This is a genomic window from Lactiplantibacillus daowaiensis (genome assembly GCF_005405085.1).
In the GTDB taxonomy this organism is placed as follows: domain Bacteria; phylum Bacillota; class Bacilli; order Lactobacillales; family Lactobacillaceae; genus Lactiplantibacillus; species Lactiplantibacillus daowaiensis.
Genome location: NZ_BJDJ01000013.1, coordinates 59,307 through 78,129 on the forward strand (window position 1 = coordinate 59,307; position 18,823 = coordinate 78,129).

An 18,823-nucleotide genomic window follows, 5' to 3' on the forward strand; every position below is an offset into this window, starting at 1 on the left:
AATATGCTATAATTTTCATACAATAAAAATATTCGGTTGAAGGACACTTCAAGAATTCGGACTACTTTTGGGTTGGGTAGTCGAATTTTTGAGGTGTCTTTTTTTAGGAGGCAAAATTTGGATTATATTGGCACATTGAGTTTAATTTTGATTGTAACGGCCTTAGCAGGCCATTTAAGCGTCCGGATGGGCTTACCAGCTGTGATTGGTCAACTGTTAAGTGGCATCGTGTTAGGACCGGCTGTCTTGGGCTGGGTCACAGCGACCAGTTTTATTAAAGATTTCGCGGAACTGGGCGTCATTATTTTAATGTTTATGGCGGGACTAGAAAGCGACTTACAGTTGTTGAAGAAATATTGGAAGCCGAGTCTATTAGTTGCGGTCTTAGGCGTTATTTTACCGGTTGGTGTGATTGATTGGTGTAGCCAACTTTTCCACTTAAGCAATATTGAAAGTTTATTTTTAGGGGTGACGTTTGCGGCGACTTCGGTCTCGATTTCGGTGGCGGTTTTAAAGGAACTCAATGCGCTGGATGGTAAAGAAGGGACCACGATTCTAGGTGCGGCAGTCGTCGATGATGTGTTAGCCGTTTTGATTTTGAGTTTGATGGTTAGTTTATTTGGCGGCGAAGTCGGTGAAAGTTCATCGACTAATCTCGGCGTCTCATTAGCGATTCAAGCCGCATTTTTCGTTGGCTTATTTGCCGTGGTGAAGTGGATCGTGCCGCGCTTGATGAAGATTGGCGATGCGCTATTGATTCCAACTTCAGTTACGTTGATGTCGTTAGTGATTTGTTTTGGCTTAGCCTATTTTGCCGACTTTATTGGCTTAAGTGCCGTGATTGGGGCGTTCTTTGCCGGGATTGCAGTTGGTCAGACCGATTATCATAGTACGATTGACGAGCATATTCAGCCGATTGGGAATGCTGTTTTTATCCCCGTTTTCTTTGTGAGCATCGGCTTAAATATGTCCTTTAAGGGTTTTATGGGTGATTTCTGGTTTATCGTGGTGATCACGGTGGCGGCTATCGTGACGAAGTTATTAGGCGCTGGGATTGGTGCTAAGTTAGCGGGCTTTAGTTGGACCAGCGGCTATGAGATTGGGGCTGGGATGGTCTCACGTGGTGAAATGGCCCTGATTATTGCCCAAATCGGGTATCAAGGTAAGTTGTTGTCAGCTGACCGCTATTCTGCGGTCATTACGGCGATTATTTTAACGACTTTAATTGCGCCACTCTTATTACGGCAATCCATTCAACATCAAGCAAAGGCAGGTTTGTCAAATGAAGATTGATTATTTGGCGGTCCAACCCGCCCAATATGCGGCGACGGCAAAAGTGGTGCAACAAGCGTTTGCATCAGCGGCTCATAGTGACCACGATGAGCACAATCTAATTGGGCGCCTACGCAAAACGCCGACGTATCAGCCAACCTTTGATGTGTTGGCCGCGACGTCGGCGGGAGAAATTGTGGGACATGTGATGTTATCTAAAGCGACAGTGACTACCCAGCCAACTGCTGCGCCAGGAATTGCGGTGTTGGCACCGTTAGCAGTCTTACCCGCCTATCAAGGGCAAGGAATTGGTGGTCAGTTACTGCGCACCGTTGAACAGCGGGCAGTAGCAGTAGGCGTTCCAGCCATCAGTATCTTAGGTGATCCGGCCTATTATGGTCGGTTTGGCTATCGTCCAGCTAGTCAATTTGGCATTACTGCGCCAATGGCGATACCGGCAGCATACTTTATGCTCCGTGAACTGACACCCGGTGCACTAGCGGCGTATCAAGGTGAGTTACATTACGATCCTGCCTTTGGCATCGCTTAGCGGGTAAAGTGCAGCTCGGCCAATTGCCCATAGTGATTCGTGTCAACGAGTTCAAAGCGGTGACTATAATCAACTTTGGTGAACAATGGAATCCCATCGCCAAGTAAGACGGGGGCGATTTGGATGAAAAGCTCATCGACGAGATCAGCCGTTAGTAGCGGTATTAAAACCCCTGAGCCGCCAACGATCCAGATGTTTTGGCCAGGTTCGTTTTTTAATTGGGAGACGATCGAGGTGATATCAGCATTCGTAAACGTGGTATTGGTCGTACTTGGTTGCGGATTTGACGTCATCACGATATTTTTAGTTAATGGATTATATGGGTTAATCAGTTGGTCGGTCGTTTGTTCCATGGTGTATTCGTACGTGTGGCGACCCATGATTGCCGTATCGACCGCTTGCATAAAATCAGCGGTGGGCGCTTGGTCGGCCCCACCAGTTTTAAAAAGCCAATCGAGCCGTTCATCATTAGTGGCCAAGTAACCATCGATGGAAATCGCCCCATAAAATTGAACTTTACGCATAAATTGGGCACCTACTTTTTATTTTTTGTAATAGTATTGTAACATTTTTGGCTGCCATGCGGGTGAGAAACTTCTGAGGGGAAAATTGGAAAAATAATCAGTTGGTCGATTGAGGGCGTTTCTAAAAATGGCAGTATACTTCCAAAAAAATCAAAATATCGAAAAATGGAAGTATACTTCCATTTTTTTGATTTCTGCCTTAAAATGGAAGTATACTTCCAAAGAAGCGGAGAAAATATCATGATTTCAAGACCAACTTATTTAAAAAAATTGATTCAGTTGAAAGACACCACTGTGATTAAAATTATTACCGGTGTCCGTCGTTCTGGTAAATCAGTATTATTGAAAATATACCGCGATTATTTGTTGGCACAGGGGATTGATGCGACGCAGATTATTTACCTTAACTTTGAAGAATTTGAGCTATTAAATATTCGTGATGAACAACAGTTGATTGAATTGTTGCAGCCCAAAATAAGTCATGATCGACATTTTTATTTAATGCTTGATGAAATTCAAATGGTTGCGGGGTGGCAACGAGTGGTCAACGGCATTCATGCGAGCTACGATTGTGATATTGTCGTCACTGGATCGAATGCAAAAATGTTATCTGGTGAATTAGCGACGCTGTTGAGCGGTCGTTATGTTGAAATCCCGATTTATCCATTTTCGTTTAAGGAATTTTTAGCCGCTCGTGAAATTGATATAAATTCGCGACAAATTGATCAGGCTTTTGAAGAATATGAAACGTATGGTGGTTTTCCAGCAGTTGTTTTAGCTGATAAAGCAATTAAAGATGATATGTTGTCAGGCATTTATGACACGATTGTTTTAAATGATGTTTCGATGCGGGCGAATATTCGTGATAATGAGTCTTTAAAAGCCATGGTTGGCTTTCTAGCTGATGACCTCGGTCAACTTATTCGACCAGCAAAATTAGCGAATACACTGAAGAGTGAGGGCATATCAACTAGTAATCATACGATTGAACGGTATTTAACGTTATTAGAAAATGCCTTTCTATTTTATCGTGCACGTCAGTATGATTTGCGTGGTCGAGGCTATTTACGAACTGCCGGAAAATACTTTATGGTAGATGCCGGTTTAAGACGGAATGCAGTTGGTCGTCGACCAGGCAACTATGGTGGGCAATTAGAGAACATTGTGTATCTTGAACTATTACGGCGGGGGTATACCGTTGATGTCGGTAAAATGGATACTGCCGAAATTGACTTCGTGGCCCGCCGCGTTGATGAGGTCTTATACGTGCAAGTGACGTATGAAATCCCCAAAAATACGCATGAAACTGATAATTTAGTTAATATTAAAGATAATTATCAAAAGTTGTTAATTACACAGCGCTACTATCAGGATATTAAACAAATTGATGGTATTCCGGTCGTGAACATTGTTGATTGGTTGTTAGCGGCTGATGACTAAAAAACTGTACCTAGTGGGCCTTTGTCCCATTAGGTACAGTTTTTTTGATTAATTTAACGATGTCGTTGTCGCACGACAGCTTTACGACCTTCTTCAATCAACACTAACGGTATCGGCAAACATAATAAGAACGCCCAATCCCGGCCAGCAATGGCGGTCGTGTTAAAGAGACCTTGTAAGACCGGCAGATACATCAAAGCGGCTAGTAAGGCGACTTCGAAAATAATGCCCCACCAGATCCGATGATTACTAAATAAGCCGACGGAAAAGACTGAATTGAATTTAGTCCGACAGTTGATGGCTGCGGCGATTTGACAAAAGACGATCGCGGCTAATGTCATCGTGGTCGCAAGGACGTAGGTATTGCCATGACTTGCGAGGGCGACTTGTGGCCAGCCATTTGTCCAATTGACAAAGAAATAAGCAAAGGTTGAGACGACTGACGCAATCAAGCCATACCAACCAAAGGCCTTCCAAATAATCGATTTATTCAGTAAGTGGGCGTTGCGAGCACGGGGTGGCTGGTCCATGACGCCAGGTTCGCTGGCTTCGGCACCAAGTCCCAGTGCCGGTAACATATCCGTACCTAAGTCGACCGTTAAGATTTGCATCACGGTCAATGGGAGTGGAATTAGCCCACGGGAGAACAAGAATAAGACGGATGGAATCGCTTCGGGCACATTACTATTTAAGATGTAGAGCAAGAACTTCTGCAAGTTGCTATAGACGGTACGGCCTTCTTCAATTGCCGCGACGATCGAGGCGAAGTTATCATCGGTTAAAATCATATCGGCGGCATCTTTAGCAACGTCGGTACCCGTGACACCCATGGCAATCCCAATATCGGCTTGTTTTAAGGCTGGTGCGTCGTTAACCCCGTCCCCCGTTGAGGCGACGATTTCACCATTGTGTTGGTTGGCTTGGACGATACGGTACTTTTGTTCCGGTGCGACCCGGGCAAAGATCACTTCGCCTTGGACCGCTTTTTGTAAGTCAATATCCGACATGGCACTGAGTTCATCACCAGTAATCACGCGCGCTTGGTCACTCGTAATGCCGATTTTAGTGGCGACACTCTTAGCGGTCAACGGACTGTCACCAGTCACCATGATGATGCGAATCTTAGCGCGATGACATTTTTCAACGGCGGCGTAAATTTCTGGTCGTGGTGGGTCTGCCATCACCGTCAAGCCAACGAAAGTTAAGTGTTGTTCGGTATTGGCGATCGTGCAGTCGGCGGGATCAGTTGGTAAATTAGCTTGCCCATCAAAGTTGCGATAAGCAATTGCCATCGAGCGTAAGCCCTGCGCCGCATAATGTTGGTTGGCTTGATCAATATCGTGGACATCATCGGGCGTGATCGACCGAACTTGACCATTGACGAGAATCGACGTACATAACGTTAAGATACCATCGAGCGCGCCTTTAACGTAGATGACTTGACTGCCATCTGGTTGGGTGTGAATCGTTGTCATCCGCTTGCGGTCAGAGTCAAACGGCAATTCTTGTGCGCGGGGATACGCTTGACGGAGCTGGGCTAAATCTAAACCGGACTTTTCCGCTAGGATCAAGTGGGCTGCTTCGGTGGGCGTGCCTAAAATTTTAGGTTTGGTCGTACTCGATTTGGCCGGCTTGATTTCGGTATCATTATCTAAAGCAGCGACGCGTAATAATAAGGCCAAATCAGGCGAATATTTTAGGGCGACAGCTTGATCATTAGCCGTGATCTTGCCGTTATTAACATAACCTTCGCCACTAACGTGATAGATCTGTTGTGGTAACCACACGTGGTTAATAGTCATTTGATTTTGGGTCAACGTCCCAGTCTTGTCTGAACAAATCACGGTCGTTTCGCCTAAAGTTTCTACACTACTCAGTTCTTTGACTAGGGCATGGCGTTTTGACATGCGCGTGACGCCTTGGGCCAATGATAAAGTGACGGTCGGCAGTAAGCCTTCTGGAATAAAGGCAACGATCATCCCAAGCGCGAAGATAAAGGACTTGGCAACGGGGTAGTGGACGAAGAAAATCGCCGCGATGAAGAAAATCAAGCCAATCAAAATCGCAATTAACGAGATCTGCCGGGTTAGTCGATTAAGTTCGGCGGTCAATGGTGACGCAGTCGTTTTTTGATGTTGCGTTAAGGCTGCGATTTGACCGAATTCAGTTTGCATCCCAGTTTGAACGGCGACTGCCGTTGCAGTGCCACTAACGGCAATCGTGCCCGCATACACGAGATTACGTTCTGCGAAGCGGCCTTCGCCTTTTTCATAAGCTGCGCGTTTGTCGACAGCTAATGATTCACCGGTTAATGCGGATTCATCGACTTGCAAACTCGTGGCTTGAATGATGCGGGCATCGGCGGAGATGCTGTTACCAGCTTGAATCAAAAAGACATCGCCAGGGACTAATTCAGTGGCATTGATTTGCTGGGTTTGACCATCCCGTAATACTTGCGTGTAGGTTGGCAACATGGCTTTTAATGAATCAGTTGCTTTTTGGGCCGCGTGTTCTTGCCAAAAGCTAAAGCAACCATTGATTAAGTTGACCGCCCAAATGGCGATGCCCAGTTCTAACATCCCGGTGAACATCGCAATGAGGCCGCTGACCCACAAGAGGAGTGCCATGAGACTTGTAAAGTTCTTTAAAAAGGCTTTGAGCTGGGAACGTGATTGGGTTTGTTGAATCGTATTGGGACCCACTTGTTGTAAGCGTTGGTCGGCTTGAGTCGATGTCAAACCAGTTTTGCCGGTTTGTAATTGATCATAAAATTTTGCGACGGTTAATTTGGCATAATCGTCCGCAGTTAATCTTGATTGCGCCATTCTAATCACCCCTAAACCATGTGTACCCGCTGAAAGTGAGTAGGTACTCAATGATTATTTGTACAGTGCTAGGATAGTCTTTTTTAAGTCAAAATACTATCTTAAAATGATAAATTAGCTAAAAAAGCGTGGGTTCAAAGGCAGTCAGGTTGCGCAGATTAACGTGGCATCATGATGGTACCCGGGAGAAGTGGCACAAACTACCGTTGAATCTAGGTTTCGACAATAAAGATAGGAAAAACAGGCTGATGAAATTGGGGGATTTCATCAGCCTGTTTTTTTAATGAGATGCGATTTTACGTGCTAACGCAGCGTTTATTTACTGCGTGGTGCCTGTGGGTGTAAGACCGCCGCTTTTTGGGGAATCGTTTGGTCGCGACCGAGATACATCTGATAATACGGTGGGACATCGTTGATCAACTTTAAGAGTGATGCTTGTAACTCGGGTAATTGCGCGGGATCTAGGTTTGGCAGATCAGCAGCTGTAATGGCACCGTGAATCCCCGCGAACCGCTTGATCCGTTCAAGTAAGTAGCGAATATCATAGCGTGATGGATTCACTTCTAAGACGGCTTTATCAAAGTGTAAGAGGCCATAAACCGCTTCAAGTCCAGTGCGAACTGACGTTTCAACGGTGAAGACGACATCGTCATCAATTTCAACGAATTGTCCTAATAGGGCTAAGTTCGTGCAGCCAGCTGGAATCACTTTCGGTCGATCACCAAGTTGACGGGGCATAAATTGAGCGGTGCAATAAGGCATCATTGCCGTGGACATGTACGTATGTGCGAGTACCTCGTCTTTGATATCCAGCATACCGAGATGATAGAGCAATTCGGTCATGATCTCATCGCCGGTACAGTCCCACATCCGTTTCTTAATATAATTGCCGACATGCTCACCATATAGGCCGTACCCCCAACCAACTTCTTCATCATCCGCTTGGTAAGGGAAGAATGGTTTGTGATGGATCTCAAAGGAGAGGTCCCAATTAGAATCTTTAAAGGTCATTAAGCCGCCGGTTCCGGCAGGACTACCTGATAAGCGCTCGATTCGTTTGAAGAATTCAGGATAACCTTTTACCGTTGGGAAGAATGAAATCCACTTGGTCTTATCGATCTGCCCTAAGAACTTTTCTGGATGGCCGAACTTTTCATCCTTTTTAGCTAAATTTTGCCAAATAGTGAACGTGCCCATGTCAGTGGTATCACGATTCGTCTTAGCAATCGTGTGGTTATCCCCAAAGGTACTGTTTTCACTGATTGAACCAGTAGTGACAAAGACCAGGTCTTGGGGGGCAACATCAATCGTTGCGGGCAAGTCGTCTTGGGTAGCAATGATTTGGTTGACAGTGTTGTGGTTGTCGTCAAAAGCTAAGTCAGTTACTTTGAAATTATTGACAAAAGTAACCCCTTGATCGATTAGCCAGCGTTCGATCGGTAAGATAATGGCATCGTATTCATTATATTTCGTGTGAATAAAGCCTTCCAGGTATTCATGCCGAGTGATGAAGGTGAACCGTTGCCAGTAGCGCCGACATTCAATCACACTATGGTAGTGCTTAAAGGCCAATTGACTGTGGAAGCAAGTCCAAAAGTTGGTTTTGAAAAAGTCGGCATCAAAGAATTCATCTAAACTTTTATTGGCTAATTCCGCTTCAGAAGACCCGATAATTTTGCGCATGGCTTCTGCGTATTTAGGTGCCAACTTGTAATCGTGATAATGGCTGTCGATTTCACCTTGATTAATGATGACGCGGGCTTCACTGTGGATCGGTTCGTCGCGGTTAAAGTCAACGACGTCATCTAAGACGGTCCGGCCAGGATTCTCGAGTGATGGAATCTTACTACACAGATACCACAAACATTCCATATAAGGTTCCAGTTCCCGTTCAGCGCGGCATAAGTAACCGGCTGCACGCTTGGTGCCATCCATGGAACCGCCCATTACGGGTTTCTTTTCATAAATCGTGATATTACGGGCCGGCATTTGCGCGTCATCAATGAGAAAGGCTGCGGTTGCTAAACCGGCGATCCCACCACCAACAATATTGGCTCGGCGATCATCGATACCAGCTGGTTTTAAAGGACGATACATCGTTTGATAAATATCCATGTGAAACGACCTTCTTTGATTGGATTTATAACTTGGTTTAACGATAAGCCGCTAATGAGCTGAGGACAATTGACAAAAAAAGCGAACTGTCAAAATTTTGACAATTCGCACCGATTGTAAAGTTATTCGGTGTATTGCTGGAGTGCTTTGCGGAAATCACCTTGAATTAAAACGGCCGTTTGTGTGACCAAGTCTTGCGGGTCTGTCTTTAAGCCATCCTTGACCCAATCAAAAATCAACGCGATGAAGGCCAAACTATAAAAATGGGCAATGAAATTTTTATGCTTAGCCGCAACGGTCAAGCCTTTAGCTTGGCGTTCAACGACGGCTAAAATATATTGGTAAAGTACCGTATAGATGTATTTTTCGAGTAAGTCGCGATAGGCGGATTGGTAAGTATTGATCACCAAGTATTGGTTTGCTTGAATGGCGAACATCACATTTAGAAATCCTTGTTGCCAGTTGTCGTAATCAGCAACATTGGCCAGTGATTTAGCGGTCGCTTGTTTAGCCGTCCATTCAACGAGTTCATAAATATCGGCAAAGTGATTGTAGAAAGTTTGGCGCGTAAGCCCGCAATCATCCACGATTGCTTGAATGGTAATCTTGTCGACTGGGGTTTGCTGTAATTCTTGGATCAAAGCGGTTGATAAACGATCTTTAGTCGTGGTATGCATGGATAGATGGCCCTCCTACAAGTTAAGCTGGCACTAATTATACAATGGTTTAGTTAGTGGACGGAAGATTTTTATGAACAGGCTGTTTTTTAGTTGGACTTCCGCTATACTTAAAGGTGCATTTGTCACATTAGTCGGGTTACCCCGACTGCCTGGTTCGTAAACTTCCCAGGATAAAAAACCAAGAACTTCATGTTAATCGGAGGTAGGAGAAATGAATGCAGCTCGAAATGTCATCATCGATTGTGATCCCGGTATCGATGATAGTCTGGCATTATTATTAGCGTTAAACTCACCGGAATTAAATGTCGTGGGGATTACCATTGTTTGTGGGAATGTGCCCACGCATATCGGCGCTGAAAATGCGCTAAAAGTATTGGCACTAGCTGACCGTTTGGATATTCCCGTTTATATGGGTGCCAATCGACCGTTAGTCGTGAGCTATACGAGTGCGCAAGACACGCATGGCGATGATGGGTTAGGCAATAGCCATCTTCCGGCCGTGACTAAGGTGCACGCTGCACAAAATGCCGGTGCCTTTATTGAACAGACTTTGATTGAAGATCCAACTGTCTCAATCTTAGCCCTCGGTCCATTGACGAATATCGCTGAAGCGTTACAGCGCGATGCGAGTTTGTTCAACCAAGTCGATCGGTTTGTCTTAATGGGTGGCAACTATCGAAGTCACGGTAACTGTTCACCGGTCGCTGAATATAATTTCTGGTGTGACCCGGATGCCGCTAAAGTGGTGTTTGATTTAATGCCAGTCCCAATCGAAATGGTTGGGTTAGATGTCACTCGCAAGATCGTTTTAACCCCGAGCTTGCTAGCTTACGTTAAAGCGATCAATGCAGAAATGGGTGACTTTATTGAAAAAATCACGCGCTTTTATTTTGATTTCCACTGGCAATATGAACGGGTGATTGGGTGCGTCATTAATGATCCATTGGCAGTCGCTGTGATGATTGATCCTGAAATTCTTGGTGGCTTTGCGGCATATACGACCGTCGTCGCAACTGATGATGTGGCTCGAGGGCAATCAATCGTTGATGATCATGAGTTCTGGCATCGACCAGCGAATAGTCAAATTATGACCGATGTTGATGTTAACACGTTCTGGCGCCTATTCTTAACACGGGTCGCTGGTGCCACTGATCCTGACTTGAGCACGACCCTCCATCAATTATTGGGAGGGCGCGCATGAAAAAGCTTAAAACGCGCACGCTAACGTTACTTGCCTTATGTATTGCGTTAAACGTCGTCGGCAGTAATATCGCGTTGATGTTAAAATTACCGATTTATTTAGATGCGATTGGGACAGTTTTAGCTGCGGCCGTTTTCGGTCCCCTTGGGGGGATGCTAGCTGGGGGCGCAACTGGGGTGATCATGGGGACGATGGATTTATATTCGTTGTTCTTTATGCCAGTCCAACTGGTCATCGGGCTAGTCGCCGGTTTAGTTTATCGGCATGTCAAACCCGGGACGTTTCGACAAAATTGGTGGTTGGCCTTGGCGATTTCTTTGCCCGGGACCTTGCTTAGTACGTTGATTACGGTGATATTGTTTCATGGTATCACGTCATCTGGATCAAGTATGCTAGTCCAAGTGCTATTAGGGACTGGGATGAGCAAACCGCTAGCGGTATTTTTGATTCAAATTGGGACCGACTATTTAGACCGTTTGATTACGGTATATGTGGTCGCGTTAGTGTATCGAGCGCTACGATACAAATTGCCACAACAAATTAATTAACTGATAATTGACCGGCGTCCTGAAAATGGGCGCCGTTTTTTAGTTAGGTTAAACTGGATTGAAGCTTTAGGAAGGAGGCTAACGATTAGGTCGGTTGTGCTTGCCGCTTCCGGTTGACCGGCATTTCATCCGCTATGGGGACCGGACCAAGCCCGAGACCCGGTCTTGGCCCTCGCTTGAATGCCTTGCCAAACCACAAGTCATTCAAGACGGTCCAGCCTGTAAACGGCAAAGTTCGGCCGCTAACAGGCCTGGCATAGGCGATTTCATGCCGGCCAACCGGAAGCTGGTGAAGTGTTTTTTACTAATATGGACGATTCAATATTGATTAGATTAGAAACCGAAGTTAGTGTCATAAGATTAGAAGGCATTGGATTATGGGACATGTAAATTAAAAATATCAACATTTAGACTTGACCCTAACGTAACGTCATCCTTTAACCTAGAAGATGTTGAAAGGGAGGAATGAAAATGATTTACCAAATTACAGCACTGGCAAAGTTGGCCGGTGTGAGTGTGCGAACATTACGTTACTATGATCAGATTGGGTTATTGCAACCAGCGTATGTTGGTGACAATGGGTATCGTTACTATGAAACGCCACAAGTCGATCAACTACAACAAATCCGATTGTATCGCGCAATGGGCGTGCCACTGGCACAAATCAAACCACTACTGGCCGCCGACGATGCGACAATCATGCCGACCTTGCAACACCAATACCAACAATTACTTGCTCAGCGTCAGCAGGTGGACCGGTTATTAGTGCTCGTCCAAGCGACGCTCGCGAGTCGTCAAGGAGGCGTAAAGATGACAGACAGTGAAAAATTTGCCGCCTTCAAACAGCAGCAATTGGCGAATAATGAAGCGACTTATGGGGCCGAATTATCTGAAACTTATGACGCGCAGACTTTAAAGCAAGCGCGTGATCAATTTGCCAATTTGAGTGCGGCCGACTATGCTGCGATGCAAACGGTTGAAGCTGATTTGATGACGCAATTAAAATCAGTTTTAACGACTGGTGACCTCAAAAGTGCGGCTGCTAAGAAGACGTATCAAGATCATCGTCAATGGCTAAGCTATAGGTGGCCAGATTATTCAGCGGCCAAACACCGTGGCTTGGCGATGATGTATCAGGCTGATGACCGCTTTCAGGCGTATTATGATGCGCGAGCTGGTCACGGTGCCGGTGAGTTGTTAGCGCAAATTATCATGACCTATGCACAAGATTAGGTTTCTGAATTACAACGGCAGGAAACGGTTACATTAGCAGTGCTAGCCTGGATTCATAAAACTAAATTTCAAAATCAGTGTTGACAATAGCCCTGGTTTATCGCTACACTGTTGCTTGAAAACTAAATACGATTTCTTCGGGGCAGGGTGTAATTCCCGACCGACGGTGACAACGTGTTTAACGTTGAAGTCCGTGACCCACGTGCGCGTGGCTGATCCAGTGTAAGTCTGGAACCGACTGTAAAGTCAGGATGGGAGAAGAAAATAAGTGCTGTTTGATCGAACTGGCACATCTTTTTAGTGAACCAAATTTGGTTTATTTAGGTGTGACCACTGATGAAATCGGTTTAGCAACTCATAAACACCCCGTTATTTTTAAGATAGCGGGGTGTTTTTTTATGGAGGTGCACAAATTGTTAGCAACAGATTATATGGCGTTGGCAATCGCGCAGGCCCAACGAGGCGGGCCTGCAACGTATACGAATCCACAAGTTGGGGCGGTCTTAGTCAAAGCTGGGCAAGTGATTGCTAGTGGTTATCACCAGCGATTTGGTGGTGATCATGCGGAAGTCGCAACCCTCAAACAAGTTACGGCAGCAATGGCGCAAGGGGCGACCTTGTATGTGACACTCGAACCTTGTAGTCACTTTGGTAAGACGCCACCGTGTTGTCGGCGGGTCGTGGCGGCTGGCATCAAAAAAGTGGTGATTGGCCAACTAGATCCACATCCAATTGTTGCTGGGCGTGGTCGAGATTACTTACAGCAACATGGGGTGCAAGTTGAAACGGGCTGCTTAACCACGCAAGTTGAAGCCCTAAATCCGCATTATAACTGGTTTTATCGCCAGCAACGCCCATGGATCACGTTAAAAGCAGCCGTCACCATTGATGGCAAACTTAATGCTCAGGCACAGCAACGTAGTTTAATTTCTAATCAAGCCAGCTACTTGGATAGTCAGCAGCTACGCAGCCAATCGCAAGCTATCTTGATTGGTGCGCATACGTTAGCGGTCGATGATCCAGCGTTGACGGTACGGCTACAAGCGCTGGCCCATCCACCAGTGCGGCTTGTGTTAGCAACGACGAGTCAAGTGGCAGTGGGCAAACAATTGGTAAAACCTAGTGACGTGCCAACGTACTTATTATGTCGACAGGCGACGGCCAACGATGCAATCGTGACCGCGGCACCAAATGTGCACGTGTTAATTGACGACTGGACACCGGCAAAAATTAGCGCTTGGTGTGCCAAACAAGGCTGGCAATCACTGTTGGTTGAAGGTGGTAGTCAGGTGCAGGCTGAATTTGTGGCTGCTGGGTTAGTCGATGAAGTGATCTTGTATCTCGCACCCATGCTATTTGGTGGTCAAGCACTACCGCTAGTACAAGGGGTAGCGACGGCCAAGCCACTTCAATTTCAAGCACCGCGGCTAACGCAACTTGGTGACAATGTGAAGTTACAGTGGCAACGAAAGGTGGACGCATAAATGTTTACAGGAATTGTACAAACCCAAGGCAAGGTGACCCAAATTCAACACCAAGGCCAGACATTGCGGTTGACGATTACCGCACCCACCATCGTGACGCCAGATTTAAAGCTGGGCGATAGTATCGCAGTTAATGGGGCGTGTCTAACGGCGACGACGTTAACCGACTCGACGTTTACTGTGGATGTCATGCCGGAAAGCGTGCGGCGGACTAACTTAGGCCAGTTGCATCCTGGTCAAGCGGTGAACTTAGAACGGGCGTTAGCAGCTAATGGTCGGTTAGATGGCCATTTTGTTTTGGGCCATGTGGATTATTTAAGTCAGCTAAAGCGCCGACAAGTCGATCAAAATGCCATTAAATTATGGTTCAGTTTACCGGCCGCATATCAAGCTTTAGTCGTTGAAAAAGGCTCAGTGGCCGTCGATGGCGTTAGTTTAACCGTCGTCGCCGTCACAGCGACGAGCTTTGAAATCGATTTGATTCCACATTCACGCCTGATCACGACGTTAGGCGCGTTAAAAATCGGCGCCGCGGTCAATATCGAGACCGATATTTTAGGTAAATATTTGGCGAAGCAAACACAAGTTGAAGGGAAGTAAATGAGATGTCAGTTGAAAGTAAAGTTGAAGCTGCATTAGCTGTCTTAAAGCAAGGTGGCTTGATTATTGTTGCCGATGATGAATCACGTGAAGCCGAAGGCGATATGGTGGGATTAGCGGCGCATGCCACAACGGCAACGGTGAATCGAATGATCACGTCGGCACGGGGATTATTGTGTTTGCCGGTCGCGCCCAGCATCGCGAAACGGTTGGACTTAGACTTAATGACCACTAAAAGTCACGATGCCTTTGGCACTGCGTTTACCGTTTCGTTAGACCACCACACCACGACCACCGGCATTTCCGCCGCGGATCGGGCGACGACGATTCGGCACGTGGCTGATCCGACGAGTCAAGCAGGCGACTTTTATCATCCCGGGCATATGTTTCCATTGATTGCCCGGGCCGGTGGGGTCTTAGAACGGCGTGGACATACGGAAGCGGCTGTTGATCTAGCTAAGCTGGCCGGTGTTACACCGGCAGCATATATTTGTGAAATTGTGAAAAAGAATGGTTTGATGGCGCGACGCAAGGATTTAAAGGCGTTGGCGGAAGGTTTGAAGATTCCGATGATCACGGTTGCTGATATCGTGGCTTACCGTGTGCGCCAGACTAATCCGACTTTGACTCAGCTTGACCCCGTTCAATTGCCCACCGCTCATGGTCAGTTCAACTTAACTGGGATGCAATTACCTGGTGATGCGCAATTACAATTGGCGTTGCAACTGGGTGATTTAACAACGCCGGAACCAGTTTTGTTGCGGTTGCATTCGGAATGTTTGACTGGCGATGTGTTCGGGTCACAACGTTGTGATTGTGGTCAGCAGTTACAACAAGCGTTACAAACGATTGGTGAAACGGGTCGCGGACTCTTGTTGTATTTACGGCAAGAAGGTCGTGGCATTGGTTTGGCAAACAAGCTACGTGCTTATCACTTACAAGAACAAGGTGTCGATACGTACGATGCAAATGTGCAATTAGGATTTCAGCCGGATGAACGAGATTATGCCCAAGCCGCAGTGATGTTACATGCACTTGGCGTTACTAAAGTACGGCTGATGACTAACAATCCAGATAAAGTGACGCAATTAGCGGCGTACGGCATCGAGGTCGTTGAACGGGTTCCGTTAGAAATGCCTGCGAATACGCACGATGTACACTATTTACGGACCAAGCGCGACAAATTTCACCATCAATTATCGACAGAATTATAAACATGGAGGCAATTAAAATGACAACTTTTAGTGGCGATTATCAAGGTAAAGGCTTAAAGATCGGTATCGTGGTGGCACGATTCAATAACTTTGTGACGGAAAAATTATTGGCCGGGGCGCAAGATAGTTTGTTGCGCCATGGCGTCGATGCTGATGCCATCGATGTGGCTTGGGTGCCAGGCGCTTTTGAGATTCCATTGGCGACACAACAATTAGCCGCAACTAACCGTTATGATGGCCTAATTACCTTAGGCGCTGTTATTCGTGGTGAGACCTCACATTATGATTATGTTTGTAATGAAGTTTCTAAAGGGGTGGCACAAGTTGGCTTGCAAACGGGGCTACCGACAATGTTTGGGGTTTTAACGACAGATACGGTTGAACAAGCCGTTAACCGGGCAGGTGTTAAAGGTGGTAATAAAGGCGCGGACTGTGCGTTGAGTGTCTTAGAAATGATCAATTTAAAGCGCCAGTTGGCTGAGTAGGCACCGCTGAAATTACCGACCACCGAAGCCGGAAAATCCGGTACCGCAGCCAAAAAGGCACGTCCACTTGATATAAATGGACGTGCCTTTTTATTAGGATTATTGTCGGGTCATCACGCCATCTTCAATGCGGTAGACCACATCGCAATTGCCAATCAAACGTTGGTCATGGGTGACCATCACAATGGCTTTTTGATGTTGATGGGCCTCTTTAGCGAGCCGTTCGACGACATCGATCGAACGCGGTGTGTCTAAACTAGCGGTTGGTTCATCGGCTAAAATGACACTGGGATCATTATATAAGGCGCGCACGATTGCAACCCGTTGCCGTTCACCACCGGAAAGTTCATTTGGATAGGCGTCGACGACTTCACTTAATGCCAGTTCGGCTAGTAGTGTCTTGGCCTTATCTTTTTGAAAGGGGCGTTTGGCCATTTTATCGACGAGCTTTAACTGTTCCGTAACTGTTAGAAAAGGAATCAGGTTCGAACTTTGTAAAATAAACCCAATTTCGTTGAATCGATAAGCTAAACGAGCTTTTTCAGATTGGGTCGCCAATTCAGTGCCGTTTAATAAAACTTGACCATTCGTCGGTGTTTGTAGTCCTGCGGCAATCGTTAAAAAGGTACTTTTACCAGAGCCAGAGGGGCCAATAATGGCGACGAATTGACCTGGAGCGACTTCAAAGTTGGCATCGGTCAACGCTTTGACTGCGGTATGACCGTGACCGAATTGTTTGGTGATGTGTTGTAAAGCTAAAACTGGTTTTGTCATATTGAATTCCTCCTATCCGATGGCCACTGCGGGGTCAATGTTGGCAACGGTGCGCCATGATAATAACGCACCAAGGACGGCAGCAATGAGTAAGGCGAGACTATACAGGCCATACTGGCTCCAATTGATGACAAATGGCATCCCGGCAGGCATCAATTGAGCTAGGCCGACGGTAATCCCTAAACCGAGGACGATGCCGATCAAGGCCATGGCGACGCTTTGGGTGAGTAAGGCCGCTAGAATATGTTTCGTCCCAATCCCTTGGACTTTTAAGACTCCGAATAAAGGTTGCTTTTGCAGCGTTAAGACGAACATAAAGATCCCGATAATCGCTAACGCAATCACAAAGAGAAAATAAATCATGGTATTTAACGTCAACTGTTCGGCACTGTAGCCGGGCAACTTATTGATGAACGTATTGATGCTGATTTTTTCTAAGTCGCCATGATGACTAGTCTTAAATTGCGATTTTTTTGTTACAAAGCCATTGATCGTTTGTTGCTTACCACTTGTAATCGGGGCACCTTTGAGGCGATTTAAAGTGGCAATATCGGTATAAACGGTTGGCGAAATCATATACGTATTGGTGGCATAAGTACCGACGATTTTGACCGTTTTAGTGGTCGTCCCTAAGCGGACCTTTTGACCTATTTTATACCCTTTGGCTTTGAGACCGGCGGAAATCAAAATTTGATTTTTACCATTAATCGCATGGCCACTAACGATTTTTGGCATCAAAAAACTGTTGCGACTAGTTGCTAAAGCATTAGTTGTCGTTTTCTTACTATTACTAGTGGTACGTAAAGTCCCAGCTAAGGTCGCCAGTGGCGCCACTTGGTTACCGGTGAGCTTACTTTTATCGGCTAGTTTAAGTTGTGAAGCTGATAACGTTTGATTGGCGTTTTTATTCAAATAAACGGTTTGTGCTTGCCAAGTGTCGACTGCTTGGCGGTTCCCGTTGGATAGGCCATTGGCGAGGCCAGCCAACATAAAGACAACTAACGCGATTAAAAGCAGCACACCGCTTAACAGCGTATAGCGTAGCTTTTCATGCCGCATTTCTTTTAGTCCTAAGTACATAATCATAACTCCCTTTTTATTTCGTTTATCGAGTGACAACTGAATGAGTAAACTATAACAGTCAACTTTCGATTTTGCAAGTCAAAACCTTAAATTTAGGGCTCAAGCGATTAAAATATTTCGATTGGTCGCAACTGACTGGTATGATGAACGTAACGAGATGAAAGGTAGGTCCAAGTTCATGACGAAAAAAAGTTTTAACCAACGTGCAGCGCTAGTGGCTGGTGTAACTGGTGGCGTGATTTCTGGGTTAGTCAAGCTAGGTTGGGAGAATATCTTGCCACCACGGACAGCCGCCCGTGATCAAACCAATCCACCACAGCAACTCTTACAACAAATCGGGGTACCAGCGAGTGTCACGCATGCCACTTATACGTACTCTGGTCACCAACTACCAGTTGTTAGCTATATGATGCATTTTGGGTTTTCGACGACGTTTGCGGTGACTTATAGCTTGTGGGCTCGGAAACATCCGAAGGCTAAAGCCGGCAGTAGTGCCTTGTTTGGCTTAGGTATCTTCGGCTTGTTCCATCATGCCATCTTACCGGCATTAGGGACCGTGCCACGGGCCAAGGACCAACCAGCTGAAGAACATATCTCAGAAGCGATTGGCCATGTGCTTTGGATGTGGACGGCTGACTGGGTTAGTGCGACTGTTTATGACCGTTTGAAAAAGAAATCCAAATAAAAGCGGTTGCTTCCTGAGTAATTTCTAATTTATTTCTCATCTATCGATAATTTATGCTAAAATGTTAATATTATCTGCTATTTTTAGTTAAAATATCCATATTTGGGGAG

17 protein-coding genes and 2 riboswitches are annotated in these 18,823 nt (G+C 46.0%); of the genes, 11 read left to right on the plus strand and 6 right to left on the minus strand.

The window, feature by feature from the left end:
* Nucleotides 1-117: 117 nt before the first annotated feature.
* Both FFM75_RS09170 and FFM75_RS09175 read left to right on the plus strand, forming a co-directional pair.
* Nucleotides 118-1,293: a cation:proton antiporter gene (locus FFM75_RS09170; RefSeq protein ID WP_137628869.1), complete on the plus strand. Its 1,176-nt coding sequence runs from the start codon at nt 118-120 to the stop codon at nt 1,291-1,293.
* Nucleotides 1,283-1,822, plus strand: a complete 540-nt coding sequence (locus FFM75_RS09175; RefSeq protein ID WP_137628870.1) for a GNAT family N-acetyltransferase — start codon at nt 1,283-1,285, stop codon at nt 1,820-1,822. The genes FFM75_RS09170 and FFM75_RS09175 overlap by 11 nt, the downstream gene beginning before the upstream one ends.
* Here the strand turns inward: FFM75_RS09175 and FFM75_RS09180 are convergent.
* Complete coding sequence (locus FFM75_RS09180) at nt 1,819-2,346, minus strand: dihydrofolate reductase family protein (protein ID WP_137628871.1); 528 nt, start codon at nt 2,344-2,346, stop codon at nt 1,819-1,821. The genes FFM75_RS09175 and FFM75_RS09180 overlap by 4 nt on opposite strands.
* 240 nt (nt 2,347-2,586) lie before the next feature.
* Between FFM75_RS09180 and FFM75_RS09185 the strand changes: the two genes are divergently transcribed.
* A complete protein-coding gene (locus FFM75_RS09185; protein WP_137628872.1) occupies nt 2,587-3,786 on the plus strand; it encodes an ATP-binding protein in 1,200 nt (399 codons plus the stop codon).
* Between the two features lie 53 nt (nt 3,787-3,839).
* Here FFM75_RS09185 and FFM75_RS09190 read toward each other — a convergent pair whose 3' ends face one another.
* From FFM75_RS09190 to FFM75_RS09200, 3 genes are all read right to left on the minus strand, one after another.
* Nucleotides 3,840-6,611, minus strand: a complete 2,772-nt coding sequence (locus FFM75_RS09190) for a cation-translocating P-type ATPase (protein WP_137628873.1) — start codon at nt 6,609-6,611, stop codon at nt 3,840-3,842.
* A gap of 315 nt (nt 6,612-6,926) precedes the next feature.
* Complete coding sequence (locus tag FFM75_RS09195) at nt 6,927-8,726, minus strand: oleate hydratase (RefSeq protein WP_137628874.1); 1,800 nt, start codon at nt 8,724-8,726, stop codon at nt 6,927-6,929.
* Between the two features lie 122 nt (nt 8,727-8,848).
* Nucleotides 8,849-9,403 carry a TetR/AcrR family transcriptional regulator gene (locus FFM75_RS09200; RefSeq protein WP_137628875.1) on the minus strand — a complete coding sequence of 185 codons (555 nt, stop codon included), beginning with the start codon at nt 9,401-9,403 and terminating at the stop codon, nt 8,849-8,851.
* Nucleotides 9,404-9,549: 146 nt separating this feature from the next.
* A riboswitch (PreQ1 riboswitch) is annotated at nt 9,550-9,594 on the plus strand.
* A gap of 23 nt (nt 9,595-9,617) precedes the next feature.
* Between FFM75_RS09200 and FFM75_RS09205 the strand changes: the two genes are divergently transcribed.
* From FFM75_RS09205 to ribH, 7 genes are all read left to right on the plus strand, one after another.
* Nucleotides 9,618-10,607, plus strand: a complete 990-nt coding sequence (locus FFM75_RS09205; RefSeq protein WP_137628876.1) for a nucleoside hydrolase — start codon at nt 9,618-9,620, stop codon at nt 10,605-10,607.
* Nucleotides 10,604-11,155, plus strand: coding sequence for an ECF transporter S component (locus FFM75_RS09210; protein ID WP_137628877.1), 552 nt, complete (start codon nt 10,604-10,606; stop codon nt 11,153-11,155). The genes FFM75_RS09205 and FFM75_RS09210 overlap by 4 nt, the downstream gene beginning before the upstream one ends.
* A 471-nt stretch (nt 11,156-11,626) precedes the next feature.
* Nucleotides 11,627-12,388 carry a MerR family transcriptional regulator gene (locus FFM75_RS09215; protein ID WP_171001471.1) on the plus strand — a complete coding sequence of 254 codons (762 nt, stop codon included), beginning with the start codon at nt 11,627-11,629 and terminating at the stop codon, nt 12,386-12,388.
* A 129-nt stretch (nt 12,389-12,517) separates the two neighbouring features.
* Nucleotides 12,518-12,655: riboswitch (FMN riboswitch) on the plus strand.
* Nucleotides 12,656-12,792: 137 nt separating this feature from the next.
* Nucleotides 12,793-13,872 carry a bifunctional diaminohydroxyphosphoribosylaminopyrimidine deaminase/5-amino-6-(5-phosphoribosylamino)uracil reductase RibD gene (gene ribD / locus FFM75_RS09220; RefSeq protein ID WP_223876650.1) on the plus strand — a complete coding sequence of 360 codons (1,080 nt, stop codon included), beginning with the start codon at nt 12,793-12,795 and terminating at the stop codon, nt 13,870-13,872.
* A complete protein-coding gene (locus FFM75_RS09225) occupies nt 13,873-14,472 on the plus strand; it encodes a riboflavin synthase (protein WP_137628880.1) in 600 nt (199 codons plus the stop codon). It begins immediately after the preceding gene.
* Nucleotides 14,473-14,477: 5 nt separating this feature from the next.
* Nucleotides 14,478-15,686: a GTP cyclohydrolase II gene (gene ribA, locus FFM75_RS09230; protein ID WP_137628881.1), complete on the plus strand. Its 1,209-nt coding sequence runs from the start codon at nt 14,478-14,480 to the stop codon at nt 15,684-15,686.
* A gap of 17 nt (nt 15,687-15,703) precedes the next feature.
* On the plus strand, nt 15,704-16,171 hold the full coding sequence (ribH, locus tag FFM75_RS09235) for a 6,7-dimethyl-8-ribityllumazine synthase (protein WP_137628882.1): 468 nt from the start codon (nt 15,704-15,706) through the stop codon (nt 16,169-16,171).
* 99 nt (nt 16,172-16,270) lie between these two features.
* Here ribH and FFM75_RS09240 read toward each other — a convergent pair whose 3' ends face one another.
* A complete protein-coding gene (locus FFM75_RS09240; RefSeq protein WP_137628883.1) occupies nt 16,271-16,945 on the minus strand; it encodes an ABC transporter ATP-binding protein in 675 nt (224 codons plus the stop codon).
* Between the two features lie 12 nt (nt 16,946-16,957).
* Nucleotides 16,958-18,025, minus strand: coding sequence for an ABC transporter permease (locus FFM75_RS09245; protein WP_137628884.1), 1,068 nt, complete (start codon nt 18,023-18,025; stop codon nt 16,958-16,960).
* A 181-nt stretch (nt 18,026-18,206) separates the two neighbouring features.
* On the opposite strand from FFM75_RS09245, the gene FFM75_RS09250 reads away from it, so the two are divergent.
* Entirely contained in the window at nt 18,207-18,713 is a 507-nt protein-coding gene (locus FFM75_RS09250) for a YagU family protein (protein ID WP_137628885.1), read from the plus strand.
* The last annotated feature ends 110 nt before the right edge of the window (nt 18,714-18,823 follow it).